This window comes from Aquirufa lenticrescens (genome assembly GCF_019916085.1).
GTDB classification, from domain to species: Bacteria; Bacteroidota; Bacteroidia; order Cytophagales; family Spirosomataceae; genus Aquirufa; species Aquirufa lenticrescens.
Window position 1 is genome coordinate 1,666,778 of the sequence record NZ_CP049834.1, and the last position, 19,373, is coordinate 1,686,150.

13 protein-coding genes are annotated in these 19,373 nt (G+C 43.3%); 4 read left to right on the forward strand and 9 right to left on the reverse strand.

What is annotated here, in order from left to right:
* Nucleotides 1-17: 17 nt before the first annotated feature.
* Complete coding sequence (gene gcvP, locus G9X62_RS07525) at nt 18-2,864, reverse strand: aminomethyl-transferring glycine dehydrogenase (protein ID WP_223130118.1); 2,847 nt, start codon at nt 2,862-2,864, stop codon at nt 18-20.
* A gap of 103 nt (nt 2,865-2,967) precedes the next feature.
* Here gcvP and G9X62_RS07530 point away from each other — a divergent pair, with 103 nt between their 5' ends.
* Nucleotides 2,968-4,566 (forward strand): M28 family peptidase, encoded by a 1,599-nt coding sequence (locus G9X62_RS07530; RefSeq protein ID WP_223130119.1) that lies wholly within the window; start codon nt 2,968-2,970, stop codon nt 4,564-4,566.
* A 112-nt stretch (nt 4,567-4,678) separates the two neighbouring features.
* On the opposite strand, the gene G9X62_RS07535 is transcribed toward G9X62_RS07530, so the two are convergent.
* The 7 genes from G9X62_RS07535 to G9X62_RS07565 all read right to left on the reverse strand — a co-directional run bounded on the left by G9X62_RS07535 (nt 4,679) and on the right by G9X62_RS07565 (nt 11,120).
* A complete protein-coding gene (locus G9X62_RS07535) occupies nt 4,679-6,829 on the reverse strand; it encodes a DUF4954 family protein (protein WP_223130120.1) in 2,151 nt (716 codons plus the stop codon).
* Nucleotides 6,826-7,221 (reverse strand): SMU1112c/YaeR family gloxylase I-like metalloprotein, encoded by a 396-nt coding sequence (gloA2, locus tag G9X62_RS07540; protein WP_223130121.1) that lies wholly within the window; start codon nt 7,219-7,221, stop codon nt 6,826-6,828. Before gloA2 ends, G9X62_RS07535 begins: the two co-directional genes overlap by 4 nt.
* The gene (locus G9X62_RS07545) at nt 7,218-8,273 is read right to left on the reverse strand and encodes a glycoside hydrolase family 130 protein (RefSeq protein ID WP_223130122.1); all 1,056 of its coding nucleotides are present in this window, start codon (nt 8,271-8,273) and stop codon (nt 7,218-7,220) included. Before G9X62_RS07545 ends, gloA2 begins: the two co-directional genes overlap by 4 nt.
* A gap of 75 nt (nt 8,274-8,348) precedes the next feature.
* On the reverse strand, nt 8,349-9,017 hold the full coding sequence (locus tag G9X62_RS07550) for a LolA family protein (protein ID WP_223130123.1): 669 nt from the start codon (nt 9,015-9,017) through the stop codon (nt 8,349-8,351).
* Nucleotides 9,014-9,859, reverse strand: a complete 846-nt coding sequence (locus tag G9X62_RS07555; RefSeq protein ID WP_223130124.1) for an ABC transporter permease — start codon at nt 9,857-9,859, stop codon at nt 9,014-9,016. The genes G9X62_RS07550 and G9X62_RS07555 overlap by 4 nt, the downstream gene beginning before the upstream one ends.
* Nucleotides 9,856-10,767, reverse strand: coding sequence for an ABC transporter ATP-binding protein (locus G9X62_RS07560; protein WP_223130125.1), 912 nt, complete (start codon nt 10,765-10,767; stop codon nt 9,856-9,858). The genes G9X62_RS07555 and G9X62_RS07560 overlap by 4 nt, the downstream gene beginning before the upstream one ends.
* A gap of 32 nt (nt 10,768-10,799) precedes the next feature.
* Entirely contained in the window at nt 10,800-11,120 is a 321-nt protein-coding gene (locus tag G9X62_RS07565; RefSeq protein ID WP_223130126.1) for an MmcQ/YjbR family DNA-binding protein, read from the reverse strand.
* A gap of 149 nt (nt 11,121-11,269) precedes the next feature.
* Between G9X62_RS07565 and G9X62_RS07570 the strand changes: the two genes are divergently transcribed.
* From G9X62_RS07570 to G9X62_RS07580, 3 genes are all read left to right on the forward strand, one after another.
* The gene (locus G9X62_RS07570) at nt 11,270-14,521 is read left to right on the forward strand and encodes a SusC/RagA family TonB-linked outer membrane protein (protein WP_223130127.1); all 3,252 of its coding nucleotides are present in this window, start codon (nt 11,270-11,272) and stop codon (nt 14,519-14,521) included.
* A 23-nt stretch (nt 14,522-14,544) separates the two neighbouring features.
* The gene (locus tag G9X62_RS07575) at nt 14,545-16,323 is read left to right on the forward strand and encodes a RagB/SusD family nutrient uptake outer membrane protein (RefSeq protein ID WP_223130128.1); all 1,779 of its coding nucleotides are present in this window, start codon (nt 14,545-14,547) and stop codon (nt 16,321-16,323) included.
* Nucleotides 16,324-16,402: 79 nt separating this feature from the next.
* On the forward strand, nt 16,403-17,440 hold the full coding sequence (locus G9X62_RS07580; protein ID WP_223130129.1) for an alkane 1-monooxygenase: 1,038 nt from the start codon (nt 16,403-16,405) through the stop codon (nt 17,438-17,440).
* Here G9X62_RS07580 and glmS read toward each other — a convergent pair.
* Complete coding sequence (glmS, locus tag G9X62_RS07585) at nt 17,427-19,262, reverse strand: glutamine--fructose-6-phosphate transaminase (isomerizing) (protein WP_223130130.1); 1,836 nt, start codon at nt 19,260-19,262, stop codon at nt 17,427-17,429. The two genes, G9X62_RS07580 and glmS, sit on opposite strands and share 14 nt — an antisense overlap.
* Nucleotides 19,263-19,373: the final 111 nt, after the last annotated feature.

A 19,373-nucleotide genomic window follows, 5' to 3' on the forward strand; every position in this document is an offset into this window, starting at 1 on the left:
AAACGCTTGACGCAAAATTACATATAACTCTCCATCGGCTCGCAAGCGCAAACTAGGTTGCGGTCTCCATAAGCGGAGTCGATACGAGAAACCGTAGGCCAAAACTTGTTCGCCTTCACATATGCTAGCGGGAATACCGCTTTCTCGCGTGAGTAAGGACGATCCCAATCGCCTAGTAAAACAGCCGATTGTGTATGAGGCGCGTGCTTTAACACGTTGTTTGCTTTGTCCGCTTTGCCTTCTTCGATCTCGCGAATCTCAGCACGAATGCTCAAAAGCGCATCGCAGAAACGATCTAACTCGTCTTTATTCTCAGACTCCGTAGGCTCGATCATTAAGGTTCCAGCTACCGGGAATGAAAGGGTAGGAGCGTGGAAACCGTAATCCATTAAACGTTTCGCGATATCTTCTGCCTCTACGCCAGCGGATAATTTGAACGGACGGCAATCCACGATCATCTCGTGTGCGCAACGTCCTTGTGAACCGGTATATAGGATAGGGAATTCTTTTTCCAAACGCGCCTTGATGTAGTTCGCATTTAAGATTGCCGTTTCTGTCGCCGTAGTCAATCCTTTACCACCCATCATCGCAATGTAAGCGTAAGAGATCGCCAAAATACTCGCAGATCCTACTGGAGCCGCAGAAACCGCACCCGAAGTTCCGTCATGAACGTGACCTGGTAAGAAAGGAACTAACTGTGGCGCTACGCCGATAGGTCCCATGCCTGGGCCACCACCTCCGTGAGGGATACAGAAAGTTTTGTGCAAGTTCAAGTGACAAACGTCCGCTCCGATGCGCGCAGGGGAGGTTAATCCGACCTGAGCATTCATGTTCGCGCCGTCCATGTACACTTGGCCGCCATTTTCGTGGATGATTTCGCAAATCTCTTGGATGGTTTCTTCGAATACCCCGTGGGTACTTGGGTAGGTAACCATTAAGCAAGAGAGGTTGTCTTTGTGTTCCAAAGCTTTGGCCTTCAAATCAGCCACGTCAATATTTCCGTTCGCATCGCAAGGGGAAACGATTACTTTCATTCCGGCCATCACGGCAGAAGCAGGATTCGTTCCGTGAGCAGAAGATGGGATGATCGCAATGTTACGGTGGTGATCGCCGCGAGATGCGTGGTACGCACGAATGGTCATCAAACCAGCGTATTCGCCTTGGGCTCCCGAGTTCGGTTGCATCGACATTTTAGCGAAACCAGTGATCTCACATAACCACTCATTTAAATCAGCAACTAATTGCTGGTAGCCTTTCGTCTGAGAAGCTGGCGCAAATGGGTGAATCTTGCCTAATTCTGGCCAAGTCACCGGAATCATTTCCGTCGTCGCATTCAATTTCATCGTACAAGAACCCAAAGAGATCATCGAATGAACCATCGATAAATCTTTTGATTCCAATGATTTTAAATAACGCAACATTCCGTGCTCGGAATGGTATTTATTGAATACGCTGTGCGTTAAGAATGTTGATGTACGCGTTAACGCTGCTGGTATTGCCCAAGTAACGTTTTTCTCTGCTGTTTTCGCGCCTTTCAATGTCTCGAAGAACGAGATGATCTCGATTACGTCTGCTTCCTGCGTTGTTTCATCTAGAGAGATGCTCGTCGTAGTCGCCGTATAACGTAAGTTGCGCTCTGCTTTTTCTGCCAAAGCCCGCAAGTCCGCCGTCTGCGCTCCCGTCTGAATCGTAAGCGTATCGAAGTGGGTCGTATTTTCTAAGGTAAACCCTAGTTTACGTAAGTTAACTGCTAGTAATTCCGTCAAGCCGTATACTTTTTCGGCGATTTTCTTCAAGCCAGTTGGGCCGTGGTAGATCGCGTAAGAAGCTGCCATGATGGATAATAATACTTGCGCTGTACAGATATTAGACGTTGCTTTTTCGCGGCGTATGTGTTGCTCACGTGTTTGAAGCGCCATACGTAAAGCACGATTCCCTTCTGCATCCACCGAAACACCGATGATACGTCCCGGAATGTTACGCTTGTATTTTTCTTTCGTTGCGAAGAAGCCGGCGTGCGGTCCTCCAAAGCCCATCGGTACCCCAAAGCGTTGGGAAACACCCACTACTGCATCTGCTCCCATTTCACCTGGAGGCGTTAATAAAGTCAAGGCTAATAAATCTGCTGCGACTACGACTTGTAAGCCGTTTTCTTTCGCTGCAGCGATTAAAGCACAATAATCAAATACCTCGCCGTTAGAAGCAGGGTATTGTAACATCATTCCGTAGAAACGCGCGTCCGTTACATCGAAAGTGCGGTGATCGCCCACGACGATTTCGATACCAATAGGTTCAGCACGTGTTTTTAATAAGTCGATGGTTTGTGGTAGACATAATTCAGACACAAAATAGGCTTCTGCGTTGTTGCGTTCTGCTGGTCTTTGGCCATATAACATCGTCATGGCTTCCGCTGCTGCTGTTCCTTCATCTAAAAGGGACGCATTCGCTAATTCCATGCCAGTAAGGTCGATAATCATCGTTTGGTAGTTCAATAACATTTCCAAACGACCTTGTGCGATTTCCGCTTGGTAAGGCGTGTAAGCCGTGTACCAAGAAGGATTTTCTAAAATGTTTCTCAAAATGACCGTCGGCACAATTGTGTCCGAGTATCCTAAACCGATGTGTGATTTGAAGATCTGGTTTTGGCCCATTACTGCTTTAAAATCACGCAAGAACGCGAACTCTGATTTCGGTTCTGGCAAGCGAAGCCCTTGAGCTAAGCGAATTTTTTCAGGAACAGTTTGTTGAATAAGTGTCTCCAAGCTGTCTACGCCAATGGTTTTTAGCATAGCGGCGATATCAGCTGCTTCTGCATTGTTATGACGTAAAGAAAAGTCTTCCTGATAAGTGTAATTTGGGGTCATGAATGTTGAGAATTTGGATGATAAAATCGCCACAAATTTAATCTTTTTTTAGCGATTTATTTTTAGATTCTTAACTTCGCTTTCTTAAATTTTGTTTCAACAAATGAAAAAAACTAACATCTACGTTTTAGGGCTACTTTTAGCTGCTAAATTTATCCCGATGAGCGCTATTGCTCAGGGAGATCCAGTTCCTTACGCGTTGTCTATTCGCGCGGATGATCTGAAAAAACACTTGACTTTTATCGCTTCAGATAGCTTGAAAGGTCGTAATACAGGTTCGCCAGAACAGAAAGTGGCTGCGAACTACATTGCAGACTCATTTAAGAAATCCGGTATTGCGCCAGTGAATGGGTCTTATTTCCAAAAAGTGGACTTAGTGAACCGCGCTTGGTCGAACGTTTTTATTTCTTCCAAAGGAAAGAAATACGAATACCTAGGCGAAATGATGGCGAATGCCTTAGCGCCAGTTGCGGCTAATTCAAAATTCCCAGTCGTATTTGCTGGCTTTGGAGTACAACAAGGTGGCTACACGGATTTTGACAAATTAAATGCTAAAGGCAAATACGTATTAGCTTTCGAAGGCGAAGCGAAAGACGCAGCGGGTCTTTATGTACTTTCTGGTTCAAAAGATCCATCTGTTTTCGGAAAAGGCGATGGCTGGAAAGAAAAATTAAAGCGTGCACAAGCGGCTGGAGCGAAAGGTTTGATCTTGATCGCGGATCGCGATACGAAAGCTTTTGGCAATCAAGTACGTCAACGTCAAGTGATGATGAAGCGTTTCGGTAACGAGCGTATGGCCTTCGCTGATGCAGCCTCTGCAGCAAACGAAGCTCCGGTATTATTAATTTCTTCTGAAGCGGCTGCTGAAATCTTAGGCACAACGGAAGCTGAATTATTAGCGTACAAGGCTTCTTTAGCAACAGCAAAAAAATCTGTTGCCTCTAAATTCAAAGCGGCTCCTATCGAAGTAACCATCGAAAGAACAGAGAAGCCAGTTGATACTTATAATGTCGTAGGTTATTTAGAAGGAACAGACAAGAAAGAAGAATTGGTTGTTTTAACAGCTCACTACGATCACATCGGTGTTTCTGCCGATGGCCAAATCAACAATGGCGCAAACGACGATGGTTCTGGTACCGTGACGGTGATGGAATTAGCAGAGGCTTTTGGTAAAGCAGCAGCAGAAGGAAAACGTCCACGTCGTAGTATCTTGTTTATGACGGTGACAGGTGAGGAAAAAGGTCTTTTGGGTTCTGAGTGGTATGCAAATCACCCTTTATTCCCATTAAAGAACACAGTTGTAGATTTAAACACAGATATGACTGGTCGTTATGATGACGAGCATAAAGGTAAGCCTGATTATATCTACGAGATTGGTTCTGATAAATTATCGTCTCAATTACGCGAGGTGTTAGTAGAGCAAAACAAGAAGCACGTAGGTTTAGAATTAGACTTCCGTTTTAATGACCCGAACGATCCGAACCGTTTCTACTATCGTTCTGATCACTATAACTTCGCTAAGCATGGTATTCCAGTGGCTTTCTTCTTCAATGGAGTTCACGACGATTACCACATGCCAGGTGATGAGGTAGACAAAATTGAATTTGACCAAATCCAAAAAGTAGGCCGTTTAGTGTTCTACATGGCTTGGGAAATTGCGAATAGAGAGCAGCGATTGGTGGTGGATTCTAATAAGCCATAGGCTTAGAGTAGAGAGAGGAGATTATAGAGTATAGATTTTGACTTTTATATTTCTAAATTAGTAAAAAAGGGGCCTTGGCCCCTTTTTTAATTCCACATCTCTGCTCTCTTCTCTATACTCTCTTATCTAACTTTTTAAGCTTCTCTCTAAACACCACCTGCTTCGCCTTTGCCTCCTGAATAAACTCATTCTCCTTCACATCACCGATCACCGCATCCAGTTCTGCTGCGTTTCCGAACATTGCTAAGCGGAACGGATCCTCGTAATCTTTTGAACGTGATCGTTCGATACCTGCCGTTAAGAAATCGGCTGTGGCGATGGCGCGATCAATCCAAGCCGGGATGTCTGACATAGCATTTGGATTGATTTGTAATAGGCCGTTTAAGGCATTTTCGAATTTCTGCTCTGGGTATAGAGCCGCTTGTTTTTCGTAGAATTCGTGCACTTGTTTCCAACGGGTAATTTTACCTGATTTGACGTTTTCTTTCATCTCGTGGATGACGCCTGATGGAATTAATTGTCCACCAAGGTTTTCCCAAACTTGGATCGCTGTTGCGTTCTTTAATGTTGCTTGCAAAAGCGCCGATGGAGAATCTGTAGGGTGACGCTCGGAAGTGGCTAACCATTCTTTGGCCGCATGGTAATACAATAGATCGTGGAAGATTTGGTAGGCTTTATGGGCCTTCGCGATGCGCGTTCTGCGTTTCGTATTTTCGATACCGGTTGCATATATGGCTAATGGATTCGAAGCATTCGCTGGGTCGTTTAACCAGGCTTTGCCGTCTCCACCGCCTAGCGAGTCAGAAACCCATTTCTCTAATAAGTTGATTCCTTGCAAGATTTCCGAAACCGTGTCAGGTGCCAAGAAATCAAACTCGAGTAACATGTCTTTGTCTGTTCTTTGATCTCTGGCTGCGAATTTCCAGGCATTACGGGCTAGGGCATACATATTGTATTGGAACCAGTAGCCGGCGATGATCAATAATCCGCCTTCCGAGTCATCGTTTCCGATTAAGGAGAAGGGGAGTGGATTGTGGATTTCGCCGGGATAATTTCCTTTCGAAATCAGGTTAAATGAGGCGAACTTTGAGTTGTGTTTTAGGGCCACGGATAAGCCAGGCCAAAACCCACGTCCCGCCTGCAATTCCCCATCCGCTCCACGCGAATTGTGGTTCGAGCCGAGAGTAGCGCCAGCGGCCATATTGCTTTGGCCTTTGACGATCGCTGCGCACAAGAACGAGTTATTGTGGTGTTGTTCGTGGGCCGGGAAAATGAGGGCATTTAAAACTTCACAACAAGAGATAGTCGAGTTACTTCCTAAGAAGGAGTTGATCAAACGCGCGCCATATTTCAGTTGCGAGTGTGCCGCTAAAATAAAACGAACCGCTTTTACGCCGTAGAAAATGCGGCAGCCTTCGTGGATGATACCGTTCACGATTTCGCAGCCTTCGCCTATTTGGGTGGAGGCCTCGGCGTTCGAGATGATCGTTAAGTTCTTTAATTTATTCGCGCCTTTGATATAGGTATCGGTACCCATGTTGACGTCTTTAATGATGCCCGTATTTTTGATGACGGTGCGGTCGCCGATTTGGCCATAGAATCCGCGTTTAGACGAGAACTCTTGGATGGTCATTTCTTTGTACTTCGCTTGTAATAAAGTGTCATCACGGTCTTGGGTCCATAAGAATGCATCGGCCGGTTTCATTCCCACGAATGGAATGACCTTGCGGCCGCCATTTTCGTTGCCTAATTCCATCCAAATTCGGATGCGCTCTTCTTCGCCTTTCTTTACAATACCATTACCAAATTTCGCCGTCGCCGTCGTAGCTAATTCGTTCACTTGGAGGATCATTACTTCGTTTCCGATTTGGTAATGAGACAATAAGTTCACGCGATCAATGGCTACGTTATCGCCAAAATCACAGGAAATCAAAGTGCTATTATAAAGCCCCACCGGCATACGCAGGTTTTTGAATTCTAAGTAGCAACTTTCTAAAATACCGATGCGGTTTATTCCAAAAAAGCGGCAATTCTTCACCAAGTACGGATTAAATCCCTCTTTCACCCACACATCTTTCCAGTTCTCTGCCTCGTTCAGGTTCGCTTCCAGAATACTGATTTCACGCGGTGCTAAAGGACGATAAGCCCCTAAGTCGATGTTGGAGTTGCGGTGGTCGAATTCGCTTTGGCCCTCTTCTAAGAAAGCGGGTGTTACGAAATCGAATCCTAGTTTTGAAAGTGGTTTTTTATCAATTCTATTCATATTTCATAAAATTCAAGAGGCAAATCATCCGGGTCCGCGATAAAGGTAAATCGCTTCCCAGTGAACTCATCGATGCGAATGGGCTCCGATGTGATGCCTTTTTTGGTTAATTCCTGCACCGTCAAGTCCAGGTTATTTACTTGAAATGCCAAATGCCGCAAACCACAACTTTCCGGCCTCGATGGGCGAGCTGGCGGGTTAGGGAAAGAGAACAATTCAATCACATAGTGATCGTTCAGTGCTAAATCCAATTTATACGAATCGCGCTCCGCACGGTACACTTCTCGGATGATTTCAAGTCCTAAATCCCTCGTGTAAAAGGCCTTAGAACGCGCATAATCCGAGCAGATGATGGCAATGTGGTGGACGCTATGTAATCCTAATGAGCTCATTTTTTGATAGAAACAGCGATTTTAGAGTCTGCGGTTCCATAATACAGGAACCATTTTCCTTTAAATGGCACTAGGCCTTCTACGAAACATACTTCGTTTACCTCACCCACTTTTTCATAAGGCTGGTTTGGCCAAATAAAGGGTTCATTCGTTCTCGCAATCACCTTGTATGGTTTCAGTGCATCGAACAAGACTTGTCCGGCTGCATAGGTAAATTTAGGAAAACGCGACTCGTTATAATTCGCTGCGTTTGAGCTATTGTAGATTAATACAATTCCTTCTTTCCGAAGCAGCGCATACGGCCCTGGCTCTACTAAACGGCTGTCAAAATAACCCGCGCGCGGTTTTAATACGGATAAACGAACATTCGTTTCTGCATTTTCTAGGATGTCCCAATGACGTAAGTCTTTCGAAGTCGCTAGGAATAAATCGGTGTCCCCAAAATACATGTAATAGAGTCCATCGATCTTTTTGGCTACGATTTTTGTACCGTTTTGAACCGAAACAAGAGCTCCTGATTTAGACCAAGTGTTTAGGTATTTTTCAGACGTAAAAAGAGGTCCTATTTTCTCCCAAGTTTGTAAATCTTTTGAAAACGCGCCGCAAAGTCGTGCGTATTTGCCGTCATAAGAAGTGTAGGTCAAAAAATACCCTCCGTCTTCTGTTTCTACGATTCGAGGGTCCTCGATTCCGCCTGGCCATTCAAAACTACGGAAGGCATCATTAGATGGAAATAAGATAGGTTCAGGATTCTTTTTGAAATGAATACCATCTGCGCTGGTGGCTAAACCGATGCGGGAAGTACCTACAGAATCTTGTGCGCGGTAAAATAAGTGAACGAGGCCATCTCGAACGAGGGCCGTGGGATTTAAGACATTTTTGTTTTCCCAACCTACTTTTTTTCCGGTGATGGGATCGAGGAAACGCGCCTCAAGGGAAGGAGAAAGAATCGGATTTTCTGCGTCAGCCTTTTTAAAGCCATTCAGCTGCCAGTTTTGTGCGTTGCTTGTTAATGACAAACATAAAAGCACCCAACTTAAGATTCGTTTCATTTTCGACTCGATTTAGACATCTAAATTACGAAAAAAGAACGAAAGCTACCGGTAATATAGTACAAGAAAGGAGACTTAGTCTTTGAAGATTTTGTCTTCGATTCCTTGGTTGATGACGTAGTTAGTTAATGACAGGCGAATTTGGCCTGTTTTGCGCGTATTTACCGGTGCGACCGCGGTGCGGTTGATGTCGACTACGACGCCTTTCGGAATCTTGAATTTTTTCACGTCGACCGTGATATTCAATTCGGAAGGTAGGCCAAAAGCTTTTTCAGACCCATACACATAGGTGGAAAGGACGGTTCCGTTGCTGCGGGAGGTGATTTGGGATTTTAAGATCAGATCTAGCGTAGGGTCGACCCAGATTTTAGCTAACACAATTTCACCGGAATCGTCCGTGGGAAGCAAGGTAATCGACTCTGTTTTTACACCATCAATAACCTCGAAACCAGTGAATAAAGCATTGTAAGCCGCTTTGTTCTTTAGTAGGGCAGTTAAGTCGGTGAACCCTTTTTTGGGCAAAATCGCAATTCCTTTTGTCATCATCCGAAATTTTTCCGGCTGCTTGAAATAGATAGTCGCCTTAGCAGGCATAATTCTGACCAAAGGAATATCGGATTTAATCTGTGCATCGACTTTGTAATCGCGCACCTTGTTCATTCGCGCTAACACCTGCACCACCGTCTTATTCGCATCTTGGGCAAAAAGGGAGAAGGAAAGAAATAGGAAAAATAAGCGAATCATGATTGAATGTCTTTGCGGTGAAAAGTATATAACGAAACGGAAATTAACACCACATTATGGGCAACTAAAACGGCCACGGATCTCCAAATGGCCGAAAGCGGCAATGGATCCTCAAAGAATGAGCGCCAAGCTGCCATGTGAGTGGTAAATAAGTACGGTTTAATCGGATCAAAAACGCGTACGTCCAAGGTCCCGATAATCGTAAACAACAAGATAACAGACATCGTCGCCACAATAGGGCCGATGGAATTGTCCGTAAAACAAGACAAACAAATGGACAAAGAACTCACCGTAAATAGCGCTAAAAACGCCACCGCAAACCCGCCCAAATAACGCCAATTCACATCTGCTTCCTGCAAAATCACTAATCCATCTGAATTCAACACCATCATATCCCCCGTTCCGAAAAGTAATTTCCCTACCACCACTGACATCACACCCATCCATAAAATAACGATTAAGGTATAAATGCCTCCCGCAATAAACTTCGATAAAAGTAATTGAACGCGCGAAATTGGCTTAGTCGCTAACATACGAATGGTTCCCATAGCCGCCTCTCCAGAAACTAAATCGCCGGTTACTAAGGCGACTAGGAGCGGAATTTGAACTAATAACATCTGTAAAATGATGAAAGCAACCAGATTTCCATTCAACACATTGCCTTCAAAGGTCAACGTTTGCTCAAAGGAAGAGGTCACAAAGGAAATGATCGACATTCCATCTGCTTTCAAAGCGAATTGGATGACGCCCACTAAAACGGTGATAGCAGCAAGGCCCAAATAGGATCGGGGCTTCAGTGCAATCTTAATTATTTCGTTATATATGCTGTTAATTAAGATCATTGATTGACGATTTTAATGAAATAATCCTCCAGCGTGCGTTTCGCTTCTAGGGAAAAAATCTCGATATTATTTTCCACTAATAATTTTGTGAGTACCGGAATTTCCGACTTCTCGATAGGAAATTGTACCGATGAATCACCTACATTATCCCAAATCAGCGATGGTTTCCATGCAAGAAGTATATTTTTTACCTCTGGTAGTGGACTCGCCTCTAAACGCAAAATCAGGTTTTCGCCATTCATTAAATCACTCACATTTCCCTCGACGATGGATCTACCCTTGTTTATGATGACCATGCGATTACATATCAGTTCGATTTCTGCCAAATTATGGGAAGACAATAACACGGTTTTGTTTTGTTCGTTTTTCAAACGCAAAATCAAGTTCCGGATGTCAATAATTCCTTGCGGGTCTAAACCCGTCGTGGGTTCATCTAGAATAATGAGGTCAGGGTTGTGTAATAGGGTTTGGGCGATACCTAAACGTTGTTTCATCCCGTGGGAAAAGCCGGCAAATTTATCGCGCTCTCGGCCGCCTAAACCCACAAAATCCAACATCTTGTAGATTTCTTGTTTAGTGGAGGGCTTTCCGGAGATGCGGGAGAATATTTCTAAATTTCTGTAAGCGGATAAATATTTGTAGAAATCTGGTTTTTCGATAATACTTCCAATACGGCCCAAAATGGATTCCCGGTGGGTGGTAATGGATTCGCCAAAAATTTCTACCGTCCCGCTGTCCGGTTTAATCAACGAATTCAAGCAACGAATACTAGTACTTTTTCCGGCGCCGTTCGGTCCTAAAAAGCCAAACACATCGCCTTTGTATACAGAAAAACTGACGTCTGAGACAGCTTGGAACGATCCAAATTTTTTCGAAAGGTGGCGGACCTCAATAATTTTTTCAGGCATATCTTGCTAACACCCAAATGCCGAAAAAGGTTTTATTTTTTAATTAAAGAGTGTGAGGTGCGTATGAATTCCAATACTTTATTCTGTGGTAAATAGCGATTTAAGTACATCGTGTTCCAATGCTTCTTATTCATGTGAAAACCCGGGAAGACAGAATCAGGGAATTCCTCTCTTTGTACCAAAATATCCTCGGGAACTGCCTTGTAATTAATCGTGGTAGGGGATGAAACTAAGTCCAATAATAAAAACATTTTCCCTTTCGTCTTAAAAACCAAGTGGTTAGGTCCAAAAGGCTGGCATTCCTCCGAATCCGGAAGATTTAAGGCAAAATCGCGAAGATCTAAAATGTCCATAGTGTTACCGAATAATAAATTTTCAAAAAAATATCAAAATAATTATATAATACTGTGTAGTAGTGTGAAAAATAATTTTTAAATTTTCGCATTACAAGTTAATAATTGCCTGGCTCTTATTGGCTTATCACTCAAACCTTTTATTAATTATGAAAAACAATTTCTACGTAAGCAGAGTGGTCTTTCTACTAGCCTTGATGCTCACCTTATCCTGGGTGGCATTTGGTCAAGACCGAAAAGTTGCGGGAACTGTCTCAGACGCCAAGGGCGGGGGTATTCCTGGAGTTTCTGTGGTGATTAAAGGTACAACTACCGGTACCACTACGGATGTCAATGGTGCATTTAACCTGAATGTGAAAGGCAATGCAGATTTAGTCATTTCTTCTGTGGGCTACAAAACAGTGAATGTTTCTCTAGGAAACCGGAGTTCATTAGCGATTACCCTTGAAGATGATGTTAGCCAATTAAACGAAGTTATCGTCACCGGTTATGCGTCTCAACGTAAAAAAGATATTACGGGAGCGGTAACAGTGGTAGGTGCGAAAGAATTGACGGCGGTTCCATCTGCTTCATTAACTCAAATGTTACAAGGTCGTGCGGCCGGTGTGACGGTAGGTAATGATAACTCCCCTGGTGGAGGAACGATGGTTCGTATCCGTGGTTTTGGTTCAATTAACAATAACTCACCCCTTTATGTGATTGATGGTGTGCCTACTCAAGGTACCTTGAATCAGATTAACCCAAGTGACATCGAGTCGATGCAGGTATTGAAAGATGCGTCTGCAGCGTCTATTTACGGTGCGCGTGCTGCGAACGGGGTTGTGATCATCACGACAAAGCGTGGTGGCGAAGGCGAACCTAAGATCAATTTTGATATGTATACGGGTGTTCAAGATATAGGTAAGACCTTAGATCTTTTGAATACGAAAGAATTAGGTCAATACTACTACGAATCTGAAATCGGTGCGGGTAAGACTCCTGGAACCTCTCCTTCAGCTCAATATCGTTTTGGTGCGGATGGTTCACAAACGATTGCGGATTATATCTATCCAAACGTCTATGGCGAACTACCTTCTAATTATACGTATACGAATGATATCGCAGACCCTGCTTTAGGTAAAACTGCTTTCAATATCACGAAAGCGAATAAGGCGGGGACGGATTGGCAACGGGAGATTTTTGGACCAGCTAAAATCTCTAACTTCCAATTAGGGGCTACGGGTGGATCTAAATATGGGAAATATGCGATCTCAGGTAGCTATTTTGATCAAGAAGGTATTTTGAAATATACAGGTTATAAGCGTTACTCTGTTCGTGCAAATACCGAATTCAAGAAAGGTAAATTAACTTTTGGGGAAAACTTTACAGTTTCTTATGATGAAAGAATCGGTGTGCCATCAGGTAATAACAACGAATCTAATCCCATCATGTTTGCGATTCGTATTCAACCGATCATTCCCGTATTTGATATCACAGGAGGTCCTAAGGGCTTAGGTGGTACTAATACATCAGACTTGAACGGTTTTGCAGGTTCGCGTGGTTCTAACTTAGGTAATGCGCCTAACCCCTTAGCACGTCAATGGAGAGAGAAAGATAATCCAGTTAGAGCCTCTCATATCTTCGGTAACGTGTTTGCAGAAGTGGAGGTGATTAAAGATTTGAAAGCGCGTACTAGTTTAGGTTTTGAATATAATAACTTCAATCAGTCAGCCTATTTAAACCGTGACATCGAAGCGGCAGAACCTCGTTCATCGAACTCATTAACGGTGTCTAACTCATACGATCGGGCAATCACTTGGTACAATACCTTGAACTATAACAAGACATTGGGAGATCACACAGTGAACGTGTTAGTCGGTACGGAATCTGTTTCTACCTATGGTTTTGGTTTCAACGCCGCTCGTTCTAACTTCGCTTTTGATGATCCGTCTTATCGTTATTTAAATAATGGTTCAGCGGCAGGTCTTTCGAATGCAGGTTCAGGTGCGACGATCACTGCCTTATTCTCGCAATTTGGTAAAGTGAACTATGCATACAAGGACTTCTTATTAGCTGACTTCACGATTCGCCGTGATGGTTCATCTCGTTTCTCTTCAGCTTATCGTTATGGTATTTTCCCAGCGTTCTCTGTAGGAGCTCGCTTAACGGAATTAGCCTTTATGAAAGACTTGACGTTTATCAATGATTTGAAAGTACGTGGAGGATGGGGTAAAACGGGTAACCAATTAATCCCGAACGTTTACAATGCCTATACGTTGTTTACACCAGATCCGAACAATAACGCGTATGATATCACGGGTTCAGGTAACTCGATTGCGTCAGGTTTTGATATTTCTCAATTTGGTAACTCAGTAGGTCGTTGGGAAACAAATACATCTACAAACGTTGGTTTTGACGGGGTATTCTTGAATAGTAAATTAGATGTGACTTTTGACTGGTATACTCGTACAACATCAGATATGTTAACGCAGGTGCCTATTCCTAAAACAGCTGGTTCTGCAACGATTCCCTATGTGAATATCGGTGAAGTAAATAACACGGGTATTGACATTAACGTGACGTACCGTGATCGAATTGGTGATTTCCGATACAGCGTTTCAGCAATGTATTCACAATACAAAAACAACGTGGTTAAGTTAAATGATGACCCGAATGCGACTGTATTTGGATTCTCTACACGTCTTCCAGCTATTTCAGTGACGAAGGCTGGTTTACCAATTGCTAGTTTCTATGGTTACATTGTAGATGGTGTAATTAAGGATGATGCAGAGGCGGCTTCTGCACCTAAATTTGGTACGTATACTCGTGCGGGTGTATTTAAATTCCGTGACGTAAATGGTGACGGTGTGATTACAGCCGCTGATAAAACAATTATCGGTAATCCTCACCCTGATTTCTCTTATGGTTTAAATGTAACTTTAGGGTACAAAAACTGGGAATTAACGGCGTTCGCTCAAGGAGTTCAAGGAAACGAATTGTTTAACTATTTAAAATACTGGACAGACTTCAATACGTTCCAAGGTAACCGCTCTAAAGATATGTTATACAACTCTTGGAAGAAGCAAGGAGACGTGGCTTTATTACCTCGCTTGAACTCTCAAGACGGTACGTCACAACAAATCTCCTCTTATTTCGTAGAAGATGGATCGTATATGCGTATCAAGAATATTCAGTTAACGTATACTGTACCTAAGAATTTATTGAGCAAGATTAAGTTAAGCAGCGTACAGGTTTATGTACAAGGCCAAAACTTATTTACCTTCACTAAATACAAAGGTTTAGATCCTGATATCAACTTGAGAACTTCTGGAAATGATAATCAAGATATTCACATGGGTATCGATGAAGGTGCATTCCCTGTAGCTAAATCATATAATGTAGGTCTAAGAGTTGGATTTTAATTAGAACAAATCAGATAGAAAAAATGAAAAAGTTAATCATCATCAGCGCTTTAGTAGCGACCGTCGGTATCAACTTTTCTTGTACGGATAATTTCTTCGAAATCGAGCCTCAAGGTGCGGCTTCTTTGACATCATTAAGTAACAAGAATGGGGTGAATGCCTTGTTAATTGGAACTTACTCCTTATTAGATGGGGTAGGGGCAGGAAATACGGGACGTCAGTCTACGATTTCAAACTACGTTTTTGGAGGTATCACCTCAGGTGACGCTGTGAAGGGAACGGATATTGGTGACCAGCCAGAGCAAGAGTATATCGAGCAATTTAACTGGTTATCAGATAACACGTACTTCTTAGGTAAGTGGCAACATACCTATGATGGTGTAGCTCGTGCAAACGAAACCATCTTACTGGCTAAGAGTACGGACGTAAAGGACATGACAGATGCTGAAAGAGCTCAAGTAGTAGCTGAAGCTCGTTTCTTACGTGGCCACTATCACTTCGAGGGTAAAAAGATGTGGAACAATGTTCCGTATATCGATGAGACCATCTACAAAAGAGATGATCCAAACTCGACTAAGATTCCCAATGACAAGAATATTTGGGCTAATATCGAGGCAGACTTTTTAGAGGCATCGAAGGTTTTACCAGCCGTACAATCTCAAAAAGGTCGTGCAACGAAATGGGCTGCCTTAACCTACTTAGCAAAGGCGTATATTTTCCAAAAGAAATGGGCTGAAGCTAAGACTATTTTGTTAGACGTTTATGCTAACTCAGGCAAAAAGTTAATGCCTAATTACCACGATAACTACCGAAACATTACGAACAACAATGCGGAATCTATTTTCGAAGTAGAATTCTCAGTAAATGATGGTTCAACGGGTAACAATGGTAATGCGGGTGATAACTTGAACTGGCCATACTCTGCGAACTCTCCTGGTCGTGGATGTTGCGGATTCTACCTTCCATCTCAAAACCTAGTGAACGCTTTCAAAACGGATGCAGATGGTTTACCGATGATCGGTTCTAAAGCAGACGGTACAGCGGATACGTATAATGCAGTGGACGTTCCGAATGATCAAGGTTTAAAATCTAACGTAGCCTTCGATCTAAAGAAAGATGTACCTGTAGATCCACGTTTAGACTGGACAGTAGGTCGTCGTGGTGTTAAGTTCTTAGACTGGGGTGTGATGCCAGGTAATGATTGGATTCGTAATCAGCTTTATTCAGGTCCTTACATTGGTAAAAAATGGATGTATTATTTAGCTGATGAAGGTAGTTCGACACACTCCACTTCTAGACGTGCGGTGAACAATAACTACCGTTTGTTGAAGATGTCTTCGGTTATCCTTTGGTTAGCAGAGTGCGAAGTAGAGTTAGGTAATTTAGCTTCAGCTGAAACCTATGTTAACTTGATTCGTAATCGCGCTAAAACGGGTTCGGTTCAAGATGCATCCATTATTTATGCAGTTAATCCTTATCCTGCGGGCACGTTTGCAGCAAAGGGGGCTGATTATGCTCGTAATGCCGTACGTATGGAGAGTCGTTTAGAGTTTGCGATGGAAGGTCACCGTTTCTTCGACTTAGTACGTTGGGGAATTGCAGAGCCTTACTTGAACAAGTACTTGAAAGAAGAGTCTGTAAATGGTACAGATGCGGCTGGACGTACGTATAACAAGCGTGGTTACTTAGTCGGAAAAACATTCAAAGCGGGTCGCAATGAATATTTCCCTCTTCCTAACGACGAGATCTTAAACTCTCAAAAGAATGGGGCTGCTACCTTAAAGCAAAATCCTGGTTATTAATAGCTTGGATTAAATTAATGAAGAAGTCAGGGCTGAAAGGTCCTGACTTTTTTTATATTTGACCTATAAACTTCTCTTAATGCTTCGTCCCCTTCGGTATATTACCCCTTATTTCTTATATGTGCTGGCTTTTCTTGCCTTTACAAAGACAGGGTTTTATTGTTGGGTTCCTTTGATCTATCTGTTTTTCTTGATTCCGCTGGTGGAATTGTTGATAAAACCAGACGCTGAAAATTTAACGGAGACCCAAGAAGCGGAAGCCAAGGCAAATCCCCTTTTCGATTTTGTGCTCTGGTTAACGGTGCCTTTGCAAATAGGAGCGCTTTATTTGTTTTTAACGAGTCTGAATAGTGCCGACTCATTCGTAGATAATGCGGGGCGTGTGGTGGCGATGGGATTATTGTGTGGGACTTTTGGGATTAATGCGGCACATGAATTAGGACATCGGGTGAATAAATTCGAGCAGTTTCTTGCCAAAATCTTATTACTCACTAGCCTCTACATGCACTTCTTTATCGAGCACAATAAAGGACATCACAAACATGTGGCGACGCCGGAGGATCCGAGCACAGCGTTTTATAAGCAGCATTTGTATGCTTTCTGGATTCAGACGTTTATAGGGACCCAAAAGAAGGCGTGGCAGATTGCCACCTCGGAGGCGAAAGGTTCGATCTTTAACGAAATGGCTTTGTTTCAGCTGATTCAATTCGCGCTGGTAGGTCTGATCTATTACTTCTTTGGAGGATTCGTTACGTTGTGCTTTTTAGTCGCGGCTTTCATTGGTGCGGCCTTATTAGAAACCGTGAATTACATTGAGCATTATGGATTGCAGCGGGACTTTGCTAAAACAACCTTTGAACGTGTGAAGCCGGCGCACAGCTGGAATAGTAATCACCTGATGGGCCGATTAACGCTATTTGAGCTTAGCCGTCATAGCGATCACCATTATTTAGCCTCTAGAAAATACCAAATTCTGCGTCATATGGAAGACGCTCCCCAAATGCCCACGGGTTATCCAGGGATGATTTTACTCGCCTTGTTTCCACCTATCTGGTTTAAGGTGATGCACCGGCAGATGGATAGGTTTGGGATTACTCCACAAATTATTCCACGGTAACGGACTTCGCTAAATTCCTCGGCTTATCCACATCCAACCCTCTCAATACACCGATGTAGTAAGAAAGAATTTGCGTAGGAATCACTGAAACAAGTGGTGCTAATAATTCGTCTACTTCTGGAACCACCATCACATGATCCGCCATTTCGCGAATTAAGGTGTCGCCTTCTGAAATAACCGCGATCACCATTCCTTTACGGGCTTTGATTTCTTGAATGTTCGAAACAATTTTCTCGTAGTACGCATCTTTCGTGGCGATGAATAATACGGGTAAGTTTTCATCCACTAAGGCGATAGGGCCGTGCTTCATCTCTGCTGCTGGGTAACCTTCTGCGTGAATGTAGGAAATCTCTTTTAATTTCAAGGCGCCTTCTAAAGCTACTGGGAAATTGTATCCACGACCTAAGAATAAGAAGTCACGAGCCTCAGCGTAATGCTTTGCTACTTCTTTGATAGACTCATGTGTTTCTAAAACGGCTTTGACCTTTTCTGGGATTAAAGCTAATTCTGCCAAATAGCAGTTGTATTCTGCTTCGGTAATCGTCTTCTTCTCACGACCAATTTTGATGGCCATCATCGCTAACACCGTTAATTGTGCAGTGAAAGCTTTTGTACTCGCTACTCCAATTTCTGGACCAGCGTGAGTGTAAGCACCTGAGTGAGATAAACGGGCGATAGATGATCCTACTGCGTTTACCACCCCAAAAATAAAGGCGCCTGCTTCTTTCGCTTTTTCAATAGCCACTAGGGTATCGGCTGTTTCCCCACTTTGGGAAATGGCAATTAATACATCGCCTTCGCCCACGACTGGATTTCTGTAGCGGAATTCAGATGCATATTCTACCTCTACTGGAATCCGGCAAAGGGTTTCGATCATGTATTCAGCGACTAAACCGGCGTGCCAGCTCGTTCCGCAAGCTACGATGATGATACGTTTTGCTTGAGAGAAAACGGACATGTGCTCTTCGACACCTGCCAAAGTCAAGGTCAAGTTCTCCATGTCCAAACGGCCACGTAAACAATCTGTTAAGCTGCCTGGTTGGTCAAAAATTTCTTTCAACATGAAATGGTCGAAACCGCCCTTTTCGATTTGGGCTAATTCCATGTCTAACTGTTGTATATACGGTGTAATAGTTTCGTTACCTAAGTTCTTCAGAATGATCTCATCGGGCGTAATGATGGCTAATTCGTAGTCGTTTACGTAGATAACTTTCTTCGTGTATTCGATGATCGGGGAAGCATCGGAGGCTAAAAAATGCTCGCCTTCACCTACGCCAATCACTAAAGGAGAACCTTTACGAGCTGCGATCAAGCGATTAGGGAAGCCTTCTTCCATCACGATGATCACATAAGCGCCCACTACGCGTTTTAACGCGATGCGCATGGCTTCTTCAAGGGTGGAATTGTTGTTGATTTGGATGTCTTCGATGAAATTTACCAAAACCTCTGTGTCCGTCTCGCTCTTGAATGTGTAGCCTTTTTGGACTAATTCTTGTTTTAAAGAAGCGTAGTTTTCGATGATACCGTTATGTACCAAAGTCAAACGACCACTGTTCGAGCTATGCGGATGCGCATTCGCATCAGATGGCTCACCGTGGGTTGCCCAACGCGTGTGACCGATTCCGACGGTTGCTTCTGAAATGATTTCCTCATCCCAAGCTTCCAGCTCCGCTACGCGGCCTTTTTTCTTGAATGTGTTCACCATATCACCGAATAATGCAATACCTGAACTATCATATCCACGGTATTCTAGGCGCTTTAAACCCTTTAAAATAACGGGAAATGCTGGCTGTTTTCCGATGTACGCTACGATTCCACACATAAAAGATAAAATTTATATTTGTATTATTTAAATAATCGACTTCAGGAGGCTTTTGGCCTAATTTACCTAGCAAATATCTCCAATTACGGGTATAATACCAAATAAATCGGA